Source organism: uncultured Faecalicoccus sp. (assembly GCF_944327125.1).
In the GTDB taxonomy this organism is placed as follows: domain Bacteria; phylum Bacillota_I; class Bacilli_A; order Erysipelotrichales; family Erysipelotrichaceae; genus Faecalicoccus.
This window is the reverse complement of the sequence record NZ_CALVGO010000003.1, coordinates 37042-52262: the sequence shown is the minus strand read 5'-3', so window position 1 is coordinate 52262 and position 15221 is coordinate 37042. Positions and strand designations below refer to the sequence as shown.

Sequence of the window (15221 nt, the reverse complement as noted above, 5' to 3'; positions counted from 1 at the left end):
GGAAAGAATGGATTTTGCGATGCCTGTTTCAGCGGCAATTACCCGACGAAGATCCCGAAGGATACACGAAAAGATCGTTTTGAACAAAGATTGTCGGAAATCAAGGGCATCCATAGATAGAAAGATAGTCAAGATTTCAAGCAACATTTTGTAAGGATCATTTAGAAACGAACCGTAAAGTTTGGATACAATCTAAGCGGTTCGTTTTTCTTTTATCATAAATTGTTCAATGATAGAATATCTTAAAGACTTGGGAGATCCATAACACAAAGGATTTGTATAAGCGGATGCCCATTCCAGGATGTACTGGGAACCAGAAAATAAAGTTTTTGAAAGGAAGTTTTGCCATGACGAGAAAAAATATGCGTTCTTTTCTGTTGATTCTTTGTTTATGCATAGGATTGAATCTTACAGGATGTCAAGATGATCGCATCTATTCCAAAGAAGAGAACTGGGCTTATTTGGAAACCGATGTTTCAAATCCGGAGGCGGATATCTTCTTTATCTGTCCTTCGGTTTATAGCGGGGACGAAGATTCTTACAACATGTCATTCGAAGATGCCCAGACCAAAGAAAGTTTTGTGGGAGCCATCAATATGGAAAAAGACATTTATGATGATGAAGATACGCGCTTCTTTGCCCCTTTCTACCAACAAATCGGACTGAATGTTTATGAAATGACACCGCAGGAAAGAGAACCGTATTTAGAGATTGCGTATCAAGATGTAAAAGAAGCCTTTCTATATTATCTGGAACACTACAATCAGAATCATCCTATTGTCTTGGCCGGATTCTCACAGGGAGCCGATATGTGCATACGGCTGTTAAAAGATGTTTTTGATGATCCTTCTGTCCAGGAACTTTTGGTCGCTTGTTATGCCATCGGCTGGCAAATCACGGAAGAAGATCTGGAAAACTATCCGCAATTAAAAATGGCACAAAAGGAAACCGATACCGGCGTGATCATCTCTTTTAACAGTGAAGCCGAGTTTATTGAGGATTCCTTGATGATCCCAAAAGGAACGCGCTCTTATGCCATTAATCCGTTAAATTGGAAAACGGATAGTACGTTTGCCAATCGAAACTTGAATAAAGGTGCCTGTTTTACGGATTATGATGGACAGATCACACAGGAGATCCCGGTATTCACGGGTGCTTATATCGATGAAGAACGGGGAGCCTTAAAAATTACGGATGTAATGGCTAAAGACTATCCGGCCGGTCTTTCTATCTTTGAAGATGGGATCTATCATTTGTATGACTACCAGTTTTTCTATAGAAACTTACAGGAGAATGTGGATAAGCGAATCGATGCGTTTTTGGCTCTTTCTGCATAAAAAATAGGAATACCGTTTTTTTTGAAAATATAAAAGTAGAAATAAACAATCAAAAAAATGGAGGTGGGCCGAGTGAAAAAGGAATGGAAAAAGCTAGAAGGAGAGAAGAAAAGAGTTTTTAAAAAGATCTTAAATCGATTCTCTTTTACAGAACTAAACGAAGACTCTCGAAATCAGATCATAGATACAGTTTTTGCCAAGATCCAGAGTCAATCGGAAGACCTTCCGAAAACTTTTGATGATTATGAAACATTCTGTCAAAAGCTTAAAAAAACCGGCTTGCGGATGAATGCTCTGGAATGGATCTTGTTTGCCGGGGCGCTTTTATGGCTATGTGTCTTTTTAAGCCTTCTTTTTATGGCCCTGGCCGCTGTGTTTCAATGGGAAGGAATGACTGTTACAATGTTGATGACAGACGGATTTCAAATACAGCTCAAGAGTATCCTGGCTTCGATTTTTTCCTTGATCGTTTTCTTTTGGGTTAAGTATATCCTATGTGCCAGCGTCTTTCGATCGAATGGGATTCGATGGATCCCATGGGCTTGTTTTGTGGTGGTTTCAATAGTCTTGTTGCGATTTGTGCCCGATGTATCTTTTACGCTTCCGTTTTTCTGGTTTATTATTATCAGTTTGTTTGCGGTTTTGTGTATAGGTGCCTATAAGTATTATGGTCACTATCGCTATCGCGTCCATGGCAATTGATGAACCAGTCTTTTTCCGATGCGGTCAGCCAAAAAGATCTTGACGATATCGGGGATGACAAAAGGAAATACGCAAACCATCCATACATGAAAAAGGGAAGTAATATTCAAACTGATGGAATCGACAATACAAAACCAGAATGATCCGAAACTGTAACAGAGAAAAAGTCCAATCAGGCTAAACAATAAGAATCGATCCTTTTTGCCAGACCACAGTGAAAAAGTGGCCCACAGAAACAGGGAACTGATTAGAAATCCTAATAGATATCCGCCGGTAGGCCCCAGTAAAACGGAGATTCCTCCTTGAAAGTTGGAAAAAACAGGAAGGCCGAAAAGTCCGCATCCTATGTAACAAGATATATACAGGGTTCCATATTTTCCCCCAAACACATTATGGATCAGAAAGATCGCAAACGTCTGCATGGTGAAGGGAATCGTACAGGGAATCGAGATCCAGGAACAGATCGTCAATAAGGCAATCGCCAGACCGCCGTTAGAAATTGATTTGATTTTCATGATCGTTTCTCCATATGGAAACGATTATAATTTATTTTGACCATCAAATCAAATTGTTGAGAAAGAAAGGGTTTCAATTGACTTTTCCATAGAAACAAGGTATTTTGATACCGATGACACTAGAAGAACAAAAACAACATCAGGAGCGTACACAAAAGACCCGGCATACTCTCAATGAGCTGCTGGTCGGTCTTTTTAACTATATTCTCTATATTGAAGCCAACAACCTGAAACAAAAAGGTGTGGAACTTTCCATCAATGAAGTTCATATTCTGGAGAGCATCCAACGAGCCAGCTCGAATACGATGAGTCATATGGCACGCCGGCTGATGATCACTTCCGGTACCTTAACGATCAACGTATCGCGTCTGGAGAAAAAAGGGTATGTGGAAAGATATCCGGATGAAAAGGATCGCCGCATCGTGCGTATCCGCAACACCGAAAAAGCTTTGGATGTGTTAAAGATCCATGATGAGTTTCATAAAAACATGATCGACAAGGCCATTGGAGATCTGGGATTGGATGAAAATGAGGTCCTCAATGAAACCTTGGAGAATATTTTGGAATACTTCAGTGATGAGTATTCGGATCAAACAAAAGGAGCATAGAAATCTGCCAAAAATGGGCAGATTTTTTTATTTTAAAGAAAAAAATAATAATTTTGATATTCAAACTATTTACTTTGAGAGTCAAAATAACTATAATACCTTCGTTAGATGTTTTGATAATCAAAACAAATAGGAGGAAAATTATGTTTGAAGAAATCAAAAAAGTATTGGTCGATGCGATCAATGTCGATGAAGATGAAATTAAACCAGAGGCCAAATTGAACGACGATTTAGGAATCGATTCGCTGGCCGCCGTGGAATTGGCCCTGGAACTGGAAAATGAATTTGACATCCGTATTGAAGATGAAGAGCTGGCAAAGCTGGAAACCGTTCAAGATGTCATTGATATCATTGAAGCCAAAAAGAAATAAGTAGAAACAAACAGTGAGCTAAGTCATCTTGGCTCATTTTCAGTAAGAGGAGTGATGAGAATGGAAACTAAGCAAATCAGAGAAATTATTGAGATCTTTGAATCCAGCGGCCTTTCCCATATGGAATTGGAAGAAGGAAATTTAAGGATCCGTCTGGAAAAGCCTTCGAGTCCTGTCCAGGGAATCTCTGTTGCCCCAATCGTTCATGAACCGGCAAAAGAAACCGAAACGGCGCAATGTACGATAACTTCTCCTTTGGTAGGAACGTTCTACAAGGCAAAATCGCCAAAAGAGAAACCGTATGTCAATGTCGGGGACTTTGTTCATCGAGGCGATGTCGTGTGTATGGTGGAAGCCATGAAAACCATGAATGAGATCCAGGCAGATCAGGAAGGGATCATCAAGGCCGTTTGTGTGGAAGATGGTTCCATGGTGGAATATGGCCAACCGCTGTTTGTCTTAGGAGATCCAGAATGATTCGCCGGCTTTTGATTGCCAATCGTGGAGAAATCGCAGTGCGCATCATACGCGCCTGTAAAGAACTGGGGATCGAAACGGTGGTGGTGTATTCCTTGCCGGATAAAGAATCGCTGGCTGTCGAGCTGGCGGATCAAGCCGTATGCATTGGACCGGCTTTGGCAAAAGACAGCTATTTGAATATGGGTGTGATCCTGCAGGCCGCTTGTTCCACAGGCTGTGATGCGGTTCATCCCGGCTATGGCTTCTTGAGTGAAAACGCAAGATTTGCCCGTCTGGTCCAGGAATGCGATATGACATTTGTAGGGCCGAATCCCGAACTGATCAAAAAGATGGGAGATAAAACCGAGGCACGAAGGATTATGAAAGAAGCCGGGGTTCCTGTTGTGGAAGGCTGCGAAGATACGTTGTCTTCTTTTCAGGAAGCACAAGACAGAGCGCAATCCATTGGTTTTCCGGTCATCATCAAAGCCCGTTTGGGAGGCGGGGGACGCGGCATGCGGATCGCCTATCATAACGAAGAACTGGAAAGAGCCTATACCGAAGCCAGACAGGAAGCCAAAGCTTGTTTTGAAAACGACGAAGTCTATATGGAACGATACATTGAAAATCCCAAACACATCGAAGTTCAGATCCTGGGAGATCATTATGGACATGTGGTCCATCTTTATGAAAGAGATTGTTCGTTTCAGCGTAAAAACCAGAAGATGATCGAAGAGGCGCCTTGTACTTCGCTGAAGCCGGAAAATAGAGAACGATTGTTGAGGCAGGCTGTCAAGGCGGCACAGTCTATCCAATACGATTCCGTGGGAACCATGGAATTTCTGATGGACAAACAAGGCAAATTTTATTTTATGGAAATGAACACCCGGATCCAGGTAGAGCACCCGGTTACCGAAGCCATCACGGGCGTGGATCTGATCAAATGGCAGATCCGCATTGCCGCTGGACAGCGTTTGTCCTTGAATCAGGAAGATATCCATTGTCAGGGGCATGCGATGGAGTGCCGCATCAATGCCGAAGATGTGGCTCACGATTTTACCCCTTGCCCAGGGCCGATCTCTTTTATGCATGTTCCCGGGGGATTTGGCGTTAGAGTGGATACGGCCGTGTATAACGGATCGATGATATCGCCTTATTATGACTCAATGATCATGAAATTGATCGTTTGTGCGCCCAATCGGCTGGAGTGCATCAAAAAAATGCGGGCAAGTTTAGAAGAAACCATTGTCTCTGGCGTTAAGACCAATATTGAATTCAATTATTTGGCTTTGTATCAGAAAGAATTCATCGAAGGAAGCCATGATATTGGATATGTTCCTTTGTTGATGAAGAGGTTAAAAGAAAATGGAGAATTTATTTAAAGAAAGGAAAAGACGGCTGGACATTTTTCGTCAGTGGCGAAAAAAGCCAAAAGCGAAAGCTAAGGAGATCCCGGATCATGTCTTCATGACATGTGCGCATTGTCATGCCTCTGTGGCGGTTATGGATCTTGTGGAAAATCAGTATGTATGTCCTGTGTGCGACCATCCTTTTAAGATATCGGCCAGAGAAAGAATACGGCAGCTGATCGATGAACATACATTCAAGGAAACCAATGCGAAAATGATCAGTATCGACCCGGATCACTTTCCCGGATACCGTTCTAAGCTGGAAAATCTTCAAAAAAAGACAGGGATGAAAGAAGCCGTGATCACCGGTGTAGGAAAAATAATGGGACATTCTTGTGTGATCGGGGTCATGGATTCCAATTTCTTCATGGGGAGCATGTCGGCAGCCGTCGGTGAGAAGATCACCTGCGCCATTGAACTGGCGACAAGAAAAAAACTTCCTCTCATTTTGTGCTGCACCAGCGGAGGGGCCCGGATGCAGGAAGGAATTCTCTCCCTGGTCCAGATGGCCAAAACTTCAGCGGCGATGAAGCGCCATAGCGATGCAGGCTTGTTGTCGATTACCGTTTTGACGCATCCGACCACCGGCGGCGTCAGTGCTAGCTTTGCGATGCTGGGAGATATCATCTTAAGCGAACCTTATGCTTTGGTTGGCTTTGCCGGGAAAAGAGTGATTGAAGATACGATCCATGAAAAGCTTCCCGATAATTTTCAGACGGCAGAATTTGTACTGGAAAAAGGATTTATTGACCGGATCGTACCGCGGAAAGATATGAAAAGAGAGTTAGGATGGCTGTTGTCATTCCATTGTCACAGGAGGACATCATGAATTTAAAAGAAGCACAGCAGCAGATCCATGAACTGAAGCTCCAACAGATGCAGCTGGATGAAAACGATCTGAACATGTGGTATCAGTACCAGAAACAAATCGAAACCATTGAAAAGGAAACAGAGATGACACCCTGGGATCATGTGGAACTGGTTCGTAGACCCGACCGTCCCAAGGCGCAGGATTATATCGATCTTCTTTTTGATGATTTTATGGAACTTCATGGCGATCGGCGGAGTTTAGACGATCCGGCCATGCGATGCGGACTGGCTCATTTTCATGGACTGCCGGTTACTGTAATCGCCCAATCGAAAGGAAAAACCGTAGAGGACAATCTTAAACAGCATTTCGGCATGCCTCAGCCCGAAGGCTATCGAAAGGCCCTTCGTCTTGCGAAACAGGCCGAAAAATTTCATCGGCCGGTTGTGACCTTTGTCGATACACCGGGAGCTTATCCGGGAAAAGAAGCCGAAGAAAAAGGACAGGCGCAGGCGATTGCGGAATGCTTGTATTCGTTTTCTTCTCTGGAAACACCGGTGATTTGTTTTGTGTTATCCGAAGGAGGAAGCGGGGGAGCCCTGGCCTTAAGCGTGGCCGATAAGATCTTTATGTTGGAATATGCCGTATATTCGATCTTATCGCCGGAAGGGTTTGCCTCCATATTATGGAAAGATGGAACGCGGGCCAAAGAGGCTTGCGAAGTGATGAAGATGACCAGCAAAGACCTGTTAGAGAAACATGTGATCGATGCGATCGTGAAAGAACCTTATGGCGGTGCGGCCTCCAATATACAAAGCGTTGTCGAGAAAATGGATGCATTACTGTCCAAGGCGTTGGAACAGACAAGCGCATTGAAAACAAGGACCTTGTTGGAAAAACGATATGAAAAATTCCGTCATTTAGGAGATGACTCATGGAAAATGTCAAAATAATCGGCTGTGGATATGCCCACGGCTCAAAATGCGTAACGAACGATGACCTGGGAAAGATCGTAGAAACCAGTGATGAATGGATACGCTCTCGGACCGGGATCGAACAACGGACCGTATCGGAAACGATGAATACCAGTGATCTGGCAATCCAGGCCGCCAAAATGGCGATTGAAAAAAGCGGTATAGATAAACATAAGATCTCTTTGATCCTTGTGGCCACCTGTACCCCTGATCATGTAACACCCTCTTGTGCCTGTCTGGTACAGGAAGCCCTGGGGCTGAATGACGATGCCGTTATGGCGTTCGATATCAATGCAGCCTGCAGCGGGTTTCTATACGCTTTACAGTGCGCCGCCAAGCTTCTGGATCAGGGGGTTGCCCTGGTCATAGGTGCGGAAACCTTGTCGAAGATCTTGGATTGGTCTGACCGCAATACTTGTGTTTTGTTTGGGGATGGAGCCGGAGCTGTTTTGATGGAAAGATCCCAGGATGGTTCTTATATGTCATTTTATGCCCGTTCCAAGGGAGACAAAGAACATGCCTTATTTTGCGATGGCCGCTCCCTGCAGCCTCATTTAAAAAATGTGGATGATCCTAAACCTTATCTGCATATGAATGGCAGAGAAGTCTTTCGTTTTGCGATACGATCCATGCCCGATGCCATAGAACACGTATTGGGAAAAGAGAGTATCGATTCGATCGATATGATCATTCCGCACCAGGCCAACATACGGATCCTGGAATACGTCAGCAGAAAGCTGGGGTTTCCCATGGAGAAAATGTTTATCAATTTGGATCGTTTTGGAAACACTTCAGCGGCCAGTGTGCCTCTGGCTCTGGGACAGGCATGGGAACAAAAAAAGATAAAAGAAAATATGAATCTGATCTTAGTGGGATTTGGTGCCGGTTTTACCTGGTCCGCCTGCAGGATCCATATCGAAGGAGGAAATCATCATGATGATCAATAAGATGTTGAATATAAAATACCCTATCTTTCAAGGCGCCATGGCCAATATCGCAACTCCGGAATTTGTGGCTGCCGTATCCGAAAGCGGGGCTTTAGGGATCCTGGGAACCGGGGCCATGAATGCCTCTCAGGTTGAAGCAGGGATCCAAAAAATCCGTTCTTTGACCGATAAGCCTTTTGGGGTCAATGTGATGCTGATGAATCCAGATACGGAGAAGATCATGGAAGTGATTGCCCAGAATAAAGTGCCGGTCGTGACCACAGGAGCCGGAAATCCTGGAAAATATATGGAGATGTTGAAGGCATCCGGGACAAAGATCTTTCCGGTTGTTGCCAGCGTCGCCCTGGCCATTCGCATGGAAAGAGCCGGCGCGGATGGAATCATTGCGGAAGGCACGGAAGCAGGAGGTCATGTAAATGAACAGACGACCATGACTTTATTGCCTCAGGTGGTTGATGCCGTACACATTCCGGTGATTGCCGCTGGAGGCATTGCGGAGGGAAGAGGCTTTAATGCGGCTTTATCCTTAGGCGCCTGCGGGGTCCAGGTAGGAACTTGTCTTCTGGTCAGTGAAGAGTGCCCGATCCATGAAAACTATAAACATGCGGTGTTAAAAGCGAAAGACACCGATACGGTCGTTACCGGAAGAACCTTGAACACCCCTGTTCGCATTCTGAAGAATTCCATGAGTCGAAAGTATCTGAAACTTGAAAAAGAAGGGGCCGATCCCATTGAAATGGAAAAGCTGACTTTAGGCGGACTCAGGAAAGCTGTATTTGACGGCGATATGCAGACAGGATCGGTCATGATGGGACAAGCAGCCGGGCTGTGTAAAGAGATCCAGCCTTTGGCAAGCATTTTTGAGGCAATGATCAATGATTCTTATCGGCAGCTTGAACAGCTCCAAAAGAAAATCGAGGAATTGAAATGTTAAAACCGGTACAAATCAAGGATAAGGTATTGGAAGTTCCTATTATTCAAGGCGGTATGGGAATCGGCGTTTCCTTGTCCGGATTGGCCAGCGCCGTTTTACAGGAAGGCGGTATGGGTGTGATCTCAGCGGCTATGCCGGGCTTTGATGAGCCCGATTTTGAAACGGATCCTTTGGCGGCCAATGTTCGTGTTTTAAAAAAAGAGATCCAGAAGGCCAGAACAATCAAACGCGGCCTTCTAGGCGTCAATGTTATGGTGGCTTCCCGAAATTATGGAACTTATGTCAAGGCGGCCATCGAGGCGGGCGCCGATTGTATTCTCTCCGGAGCCGGGCTTCCTTTGGAACTTCCCAAATATTGTGATGGAAAGGTATTGATGGCTCCTATTGTATCCAGCGGGAAAGCGTGCCGGCTTTTGTGCCGGGCCTGGGACAAACATTATCAAACCCTGCCGGACTTTATGGTCATTGAAGGACAAAAAGCCGGAGGGCATTTGGGCTTTAAAAAGAAAGAGCTGGAAGAGAATACGTTTCCTTCGCTGGAACAGATCTTAAAAGATGTCTTAACAGAACTTGTTTATTTTGAAGAAAAATATAAAAGAAAAATCCCGGTCTTTGTAGCCGGAGGCATCTTTACACACGAAGATATCCAATCGTTTATCCAGCTGGGAGCCAGCGGCGTGCAGATGGCAACGCGTTTTATTGCGACCAAAGAATGCGATGCGCATGAAAACTTTAAAAAAATGATCCTGAAGGCAAAAAAAGAAGACATCGTCTATGTCAAAAGCCCGGCAGGATTTCCCGGCCGTGCCATTCGTAACGAGTTTGTTCAAACCGTGGAAGCACAGCCGAATCGGTCGATTTCTCATTGTTTGGGATGCATTCTCTCCTGTACACCGGCCTCTACGCCGTACTGCATTTCCCGGGCCTTGATCAACGCTGTGAAAGGCGATACTCAAAATGGTTTATTTTTCTGTGGAACAAGCGCCGCAAGAATCAACGAGATCATAGATGTGCATACTTTGATGGAAAGTCTGAAAGGAAGGATGGAGTAAGATGAAAACCGCATTTTTATTTGCCGGGCAAGGCTCACAAATCGTCGGCATGGGAAAGGACTTTTATGAAAAATGTTCTGCCAGTAAGAGGCTGATGGATTCTTTGAATTGTGATTACGATATTCGAAAACTTTGTTTTGAAGGACCGCAGGAGATCCTTAACGATACGGCCTATGCCCAAAGTGCGATCGCCGCTGTCTCCTTGATGATCTTTGAAGGTGTGCGTGCCGCCGGTATCTTACCGGATGTCTGTGCCGGACTGTCGTTAGGAGAATATAGTGCGTTAAGCTGTGCCGGAGCCATGGATCCGCAGACTGTGATCGATATCGTTCGCCAAAGAGGGATCCTGATGGCAAACGCCTTGCCGGAAGGCACTACAGGAATGAGCGCTGTATTGGGGCTGGAAGCAGAAACCATTCTGGAAATCTGTCACGAGATAGAAAAAAAGGGAATGGTTCTTGAAATTGCCAATTACAACTGCCCGGGACAAATCGTGATTACCGGGCAAAAAGAAGCCTTAGAACAGGCAGAACCTTTGTTACTGGAAAAAGGGGCTCGGCGCGTGCTTCCTTTAAATGTGAGCGGGGCCTTCCATTCTTCCCTATTGACAAAAGCCAGTGAGCAGCTTGAAGACGTTTTAAAGAAAGCTAAGCTCTCCTTGCCTGGGATCAGCGTCTATCACAATGTGGACGCCCAGCCTGGAAACTATACGTCGATTCAGGAGTTGATCGAGATCTTGAAAAAACAGATTTGTCACAGCGTTCGTTTTGAACAAACGATTCGAAATATGATCATAGACGGTGTCGATACTTTTGTGGAGATCGGTCCGGGAAAAACTTTGTCAGGGTTTGTCCGCAAAGTGAATAAAGAGGTAAAAGTCTACACGATCAATACACATGAAGATCTGGAAAGGATGTCTCAAACATGGAACAAGTAAGAAAAACAGCACTGGTCACCGGGGCAGGAAAAGGAATTGGAAAGGCGATTGCTTTGGCTTTTGCCAAAGAAGGATATAATGTTGTGATCAATTATAACGGGTCGAAAGAAGCGGCGTTACAAGTAGAACAAGAAGCGCACTCCCTTGGCGTGCAGGCAATCACGGTACAGGCAGATGTCTGTCAAGAAGATCAGGTTGAAGCCATGGTCCATGAAGTCATGGAAACCTTTGGCCGGATCGATGTACTGGTCAACAATTCAGGCATCAATAAAGACGGCTTGTTGATTCGCATGTCCGCCGAAGATTTTCATAAGGTCATCGCCGTTAATTTGGAAGGTGCCTTTCATTGTTTGAAGCAGGTATCAAGGATCATGATGAAACAAAGAAGCGGATCGATCATCAATATGGCAAGTGTGGTTGGTCTGATCGGCAATGCCGGACAGGCCAACTATTCCGCCAGCAAGGCTGGAATCATAGGGCTGACAAAATCAGCGGCCCGTGAATTGGCGCTGCGTCATATTCGTGTCAATGCGATTGCTCCGGGTTTTATTGAGACCGATATGACAGCCCGGCTGAGTGAGAAAGACAAGACAAAAATGATGGAACAGATTCCACTCAAGACATTTGGCAAACCGGAGGATGTTGCCAATGTGTGTGTAGCCCTGGCCAGTGAAGCCTTTGGCTATGTAACAGGACAGGTGCTTCATGTCGATGGCGGCATGGTGATGTAGGAGGAAGTATGCGTAGAGTTGTGATTACCGGATTGGGAGCTGTATCTCCCATCGGAAATGATGTAGAAACGGTATGGAAAAGTATTGAAAATGGAGCCTGTGGGATCGGTTTGATCACACATTTTGATACATCCGATTACAAAGTAAAGCTGGCGGCGGAAGTCAAAGATCTGGATATGGAAGCTTATTTTTCCAAGCGAGATCTTAAATTCAACGATCGGTTTACCCAGTTTGCCCGCATTGCCGCCAAACAGGCCATGAACGATGCCGGCTGGGAATCAAAGCCGGAAGATGCCGCTCGCTTTGGCTGTATGATCGGATCGGGAATTGGTGGAATCGAATCGATTGAAACGGCGTCTCATACGTTGGCTCAAAAAGGAGCTTCTCGTGTTTCCCCATTCTTTATACCCATGGCTCTTGCCAATCTGGCAGCCGGACAGGTGGCCATTGACTGGGGGCTGGAAGGGGCGACTTCCTGTGTTGTCACCGCTTGTGCGGCAGGATCCAATGCGATAGGAGAGGCTTTTCACCGTATTCGCGAAAATCATGAAGACATCATGCTGGCAGGAGGAAGCGAAGCGGCCATTACCCCATTGGCGATGGCGGGTTTCCAATCGATGCGCGCCTTGCATACAGGGGCCGATCCCAATCGTGCCAGTATTCCCTTTGATCAGGCAAGAAGCGGCTTTGTGATGGGAGAAGGTGCCGGTATTCTGGTACTTGAAGAATATGAACACGCCAGGAAACGGCATGCCCGGATCTATGGCGAGATCGTAGGTTATGGTTCAAGCTGTGATGCGCATCATATTACGGCACCTTTAGAGGATGGCTCCGGTGGTGCCAGAGCGATGACTTGTGCCCTGCGGGATGCCGGGATATCACCGGAAGATATCGACTATATCAACGCGCATGGGACAAGTACAAATTTAAACGATAAAACAGAAACCAAAGCTGTCAAGGAAGCTTTCCAGGACCATGCGTATCAACTGGCGATGTCTTCTACCAAAGGAAATACCGGACATTTACTGGGGGCCAGCGGAGCCATAGAAGCCATTATCAGTATCAAGGCTTTGCAGGAAGGATTCATTCCTCCGACCATTCACTATGAACAAGCCGATCCGGAATGCGATCTGGATATCGTCGCCAACAAAGGACGTCATCAGGATATCCATTATGCGATGAGCAATTCCCTTGGATTTGGGGGCCATAATGCATCGCTGATCTTTAAAAAATGGGAGGATTGACATGACTTTATCCAATGAAGAAATAAAAAAGATCATTCCCCATCGCTATCCGTTTTTACTGGTGGATAAGATTGAATCCATTGATGAAGAAAACCAGACGGTTGTGGGAATCAAGTGTGTCAGTGCCAACGAGATGCAGTTTCTCGGCCATTTTCCTGAAATGAGTGTTATGCCCGGGGTACTGATCGTAGAAGCGATGGCACAGACTGGAGCTGTACTGTTGTTGAAGGAAGAAGCGAATAAGGGAAAGATCCCATTGTTTGCCGGCATCAACAAAATGCGGTTTGCCCGTCCGGTCGTTCCTGGCGATGTATTGAAAATGCACGTACAGTTCAAACGTAAGATCGGCGGCATCTGCATAGCGGACTGCCAGGCTTTTGTCGAAGACCAGAAAGTGGCTTATGGGGAGATCCTTTGTGCCTTGCAGGAAGTGAAATAATGTGGATCGGATGTGACATCGTAAAAATGGATCGAATCCAGGATCCTGCATCGCTGGCTTTTCGCATCTTAAGCCCTCAGGAATATGAAAGATTTCAAAGTTATTCCCATCATCGCCAGATTGAGTTTCTTGCGGGGCGCTTTGCGGCAAGAGAAGCCATCATCAAGGCGTTGCCGGTCGAATTGAAAATCAAAGAGATCGTCGTGGAGCCTAAGACGATGATTTTATATCAGGGTTATCAGATCCAGGTGTCGATTGCCCATGATGGAGACTACGCGATGGCAACGGCCCTGGTTCAAAAGGAGAAATCTCATGAAGTGGACTAAGATCGTCCGTGCCGTGCCGATCTTGCCGGCAGCCTGGATCAGTTCAAAGATCTATGAAAAAAGAGAGCAGGAACAAGCACAGATTCGGCTGGAAAAATGGAGCCGCTTCCTTCTTCGGTATTTAGGATATGATCTATGTGTTCGGGGACAGGAGAATGTGCCTCAACAGGAAACGATCTATTTTGTCTCCAATCATCAGGGGACCCTTGACCCGGCTTTGGTTCTGGCAAGCTGTCCGGTTCACCTGGCATTTATATCCAAAAAAGAAAATGAAACGATGCCGATTTTTGGCCGCTGGGCAAGAAATATAGGAACGATCCATTTTGACAGAGATTCAAGAGAAGGCAACGTGCATATGTTAAGGGAAGCGGCCAGAGAATTGAAACAAAAGAAGAATTTGCTTGTATTTCCAGAAGGAACACGTTCCAAGGGCGATGCGATGAATGAATTCAAGGCAGGGTCTTTGCTTCCGGCCTACCTGACCAAGGCCACCATTGTTCCTGTCGTCTTAAAAAATGCGTATACTTTGGATGTAGGTACTTCTCATTCTAAAAAACTGGAAATAGAGTATGGAAAACCGATCCGGGCCGAAGAATATAAAAAAATCAGCCAGGAGGATCTTGCGAAAGATCTTCATGACTGGATTCAAAGCCGAATCGAAATTTCCCCGGAAGACAAGACATCGATGGCTCCGTCTTCTTTTTGAACGATCAGCCGGAAGGACTCGTCGACACCTAAAAGCGTTGCGAGTTCTTTTTTATGGGAAGAACAGATCCAAATTTTGCGGTTTACATACGCCAGCCGGCTTTTGTAGGGCTGAATAAAGGGACGCTGATCGTGATAATAAGAATAAAAATGTTGTAAAAACCTCGTGATCAATTCATTGCGAGGTTTTTTTATGGGGATAAAATCTTCAATGGAAGCCGCCGTGGAAACAATATCATCCGGTAAAATAAAGGAATGAACATTGATTCCCATGCCCAGGATCAGAGATTCAAACTGCTTTCCCTGAAGTTTTCCTTCACACAGAATGCCGCCCAGCTTTTTTTCATGATAGTGGATGTCATTGAGCCATTTGATCGAAGGGCAAAGGCCATATACTTCTTCAATGGCCTCACAGATGCTTACGGCACATAACGCGGTATAATGCAGGATGGATTGGATATCTCCTGGAGGCTTTAAAAGTAAAGAAAGATAGATTCCGTTTCCTCTGGGGGAGTAAAAAGAGCGTCCGTTTCTTCCTTTCCCGCCTGTTTGACCATCGGCAAGAATAACGGTTCCTTCTAGCTCGTTTGGATGGCAAGCCAGCCATTCGTTTGTACTGTTTAGGGAATCAAATACTTTGATTTTATAAAACGAAGGCAGGGAATCTTGAATTTTTTCCATTTGAAGCGGATCGATATATAACTGCATAAAAAAATTATAACA

Annotated in this window: 19 protein-coding genes; 17 read left to right on the top strand and 2 right to left on the bottom strand. The window is 45.2% G+C overall.

Going from position 1 to position 15221, the window contains the following annotated elements; all coding sequences use genetic code 11:
- The first annotated feature begins 347 nt into the window (after positions 1-347).
- Positions 348-1337, top strand: coding sequence for a DUF3089 domain-containing protein (locus Q0K03_RS01020; RefSeq protein ID WP_297236807.1), 990 nt, complete (start codon positions 348-350; stop codon positions 1335-1337).
- A gap of 72 nt (positions 1338-1409) precedes the next feature.
- Positions 1410-2039 (top strand): hypothetical protein, encoded by a 630-nt coding sequence (locus tag Q0K03_RS01015; RefSeq protein ID WP_297236805.1) that lies wholly within the window; start codon positions 1410-1412, stop codon positions 2037-2039.
- Here Q0K03_RS01015 and Q0K03_RS01010 read toward each other — a convergent pair.
- Entirely contained in the window at positions 2018-2554 is a 537-nt protein-coding gene (locus Q0K03_RS01010; RefSeq protein WP_297236803.1) for a biotin transporter BioY, read from the bottom strand. The two genes, Q0K03_RS01015 and Q0K03_RS01010, sit on opposite strands and share 22 nt — an antisense overlap.
- A 113-nt stretch (positions 2555-2667) precedes the next feature.
- On the opposite strand from Q0K03_RS01010, the gene Q0K03_RS01005 reads away from it, so the two are divergent.
- The 15 genes from Q0K03_RS01005 (at position 2668) to Q0K03_RS00935 (ending at position 14499) form a co-directional block, all read left to right on the top strand.
- Positions 2668-3162, top strand: coding sequence for a MarR family winged helix-turn-helix transcriptional regulator (locus tag Q0K03_RS01005; protein ID WP_297236801.1), 495 nt, complete (start codon positions 2668-2670; stop codon positions 3160-3162).
- A gap of 143 nt (positions 3163-3305) precedes the next feature.
- Positions 3306-3533 carry an acyl carrier protein gene (locus Q0K03_RS01000; protein ID WP_297236799.1) on the top strand — a complete coding sequence of 76 codons (228 nt, stop codon included), beginning with the start codon at positions 3306-3308 and terminating at the stop codon, positions 3531-3533.
- A gap of 60 nt (positions 3534-3593) precedes the next feature.
- Positions 3594-4010: an acetyl-CoA carboxylase biotin carboxyl carrier protein gene (gene accB / locus Q0K03_RS00995; RefSeq protein WP_297236797.1), complete on the top strand. Its 417-nt coding sequence runs from the start codon at positions 3594-3596 to the stop codon at positions 4008-4010.
- Positions 4007-5374 carry an acetyl-CoA carboxylase biotin carboxylase subunit gene (accC, locus tag Q0K03_RS00990; protein WP_297236795.1) on the top strand — a complete coding sequence of 456 codons (1368 nt, stop codon included), beginning with the start codon at positions 4007-4009 and terminating at the stop codon, positions 5372-5374. The genes accB and accC overlap by 4 nt, the downstream gene beginning before the upstream one ends.
- Positions 5358-6230 (top strand): acetyl-CoA carboxylase, carboxyltransferase subunit beta, encoded by an 873-nt coding sequence (gene accD, locus Q0K03_RS00985; protein ID WP_297236793.1) that lies wholly within the window; start codon positions 5358-5360, stop codon positions 6228-6230. Before accC ends, accD begins: the two co-directional genes overlap by 17 nt.
- A complete protein-coding gene (locus tag Q0K03_RS00980) occupies positions 6227-7162 on the top strand; it encodes an acetyl-CoA carboxylase carboxyltransferase subunit alpha (protein ID WP_297236791.1) in 936 nt (311 codons plus the stop codon). The genes accD and Q0K03_RS00980 overlap by 4 nt, the downstream gene beginning before the upstream one ends.
- Positions 7144-8130, top strand: a complete 987-nt coding sequence (locus Q0K03_RS00975; protein WP_297236789.1) for a beta-ketoacyl-ACP synthase III — start codon at positions 7144-7146, stop codon at positions 8128-8130. Before Q0K03_RS00980 ends, Q0K03_RS00975 begins: the two co-directional genes overlap by 19 nt.
- On the top strand, positions 8117-9064 hold the full coding sequence (locus Q0K03_RS00970) for a nitronate monooxygenase (RefSeq protein ID WP_297236787.1): 948 nt from the start codon (positions 8117-8119) through the stop codon (positions 9062-9064). The genes Q0K03_RS00975 and Q0K03_RS00970 overlap by 14 nt, the downstream gene beginning before the upstream one ends.
- Positions 9058-10116 (top strand): nitronate monooxygenase family protein, encoded by a 1059-nt coding sequence (locus Q0K03_RS00965; RefSeq protein ID WP_297236785.1) that lies wholly within the window; start codon positions 9058-9060, stop codon positions 10114-10116. The genes Q0K03_RS00970 and Q0K03_RS00965 overlap by 7 nt, the downstream gene beginning before the upstream one ends.
- A gap of 1 nt (position 10117) precedes the next feature.
- The gene (fabD, locus tag Q0K03_RS00960; protein WP_297236783.1) at positions 10118-11053 is read left to right on the top strand and encodes an ACP S-malonyltransferase; all 936 of its coding nucleotides are present in this window, start codon (positions 10118-10120) and stop codon (positions 11051-11053) included.
- Complete coding sequence (fabG, locus tag Q0K03_RS00955) at positions 11041-11784, top strand: 3-oxoacyl-[acyl-carrier-protein] reductase (RefSeq protein WP_297236781.1); 744 nt, start codon at positions 11041-11043, stop codon at positions 11782-11784. Before fabD ends, fabG begins: the two co-directional genes overlap by 13 nt.
- An 8-nt stretch (positions 11785-11792) precedes the next feature.
- Entirely contained in the window at positions 11793-13028 is a 1236-nt protein-coding gene (gene fabF, locus Q0K03_RS00950) for a beta-ketoacyl-ACP synthase II (RefSeq protein WP_297236779.1), read from the top strand.
- A 1-nt stretch (position 13029) separates the two neighbouring features.
- Positions 13030-13467, top strand: coding sequence for a 3-hydroxyacyl-ACP dehydratase FabZ (fabZ, locus tag Q0K03_RS00945; protein ID WP_297236777.1), 438 nt, complete (start codon positions 13030-13032; stop codon positions 13465-13467).
- Positions 13467-13793 (top strand): 4'-phosphopantetheinyl transferase superfamily protein, encoded by a 327-nt coding sequence (locus Q0K03_RS00940; protein ID WP_297236774.1) that lies wholly within the window; start codon positions 13467-13469, stop codon positions 13791-13793. The genes fabZ and Q0K03_RS00940 overlap by 1 nt, the downstream gene beginning before the upstream one ends.
- Entirely contained in the window at positions 13780-14499 is a 720-nt protein-coding gene (locus Q0K03_RS00935; RefSeq protein ID WP_297236772.1) for a lysophospholipid acyltransferase family protein, read from the top strand. The genes Q0K03_RS00940 and Q0K03_RS00935 overlap by 14 nt, the downstream gene beginning before the upstream one ends.
- Here the strand turns inward: Q0K03_RS00935 and Q0K03_RS00930 are convergent.
- Positions 14439-15206, bottom strand: a complete 768-nt coding sequence (locus tag Q0K03_RS00930) for a biotin--[acetyl-CoA-carboxylase] ligase (protein ID WP_297236770.1) — start codon at positions 15204-15206, stop codon at positions 14439-14441. The two genes, Q0K03_RS00935 and Q0K03_RS00930, sit on opposite strands and share 61 nt — an antisense overlap.
- Positions 15207-15221 lie beyond the last annotated feature (15 nt).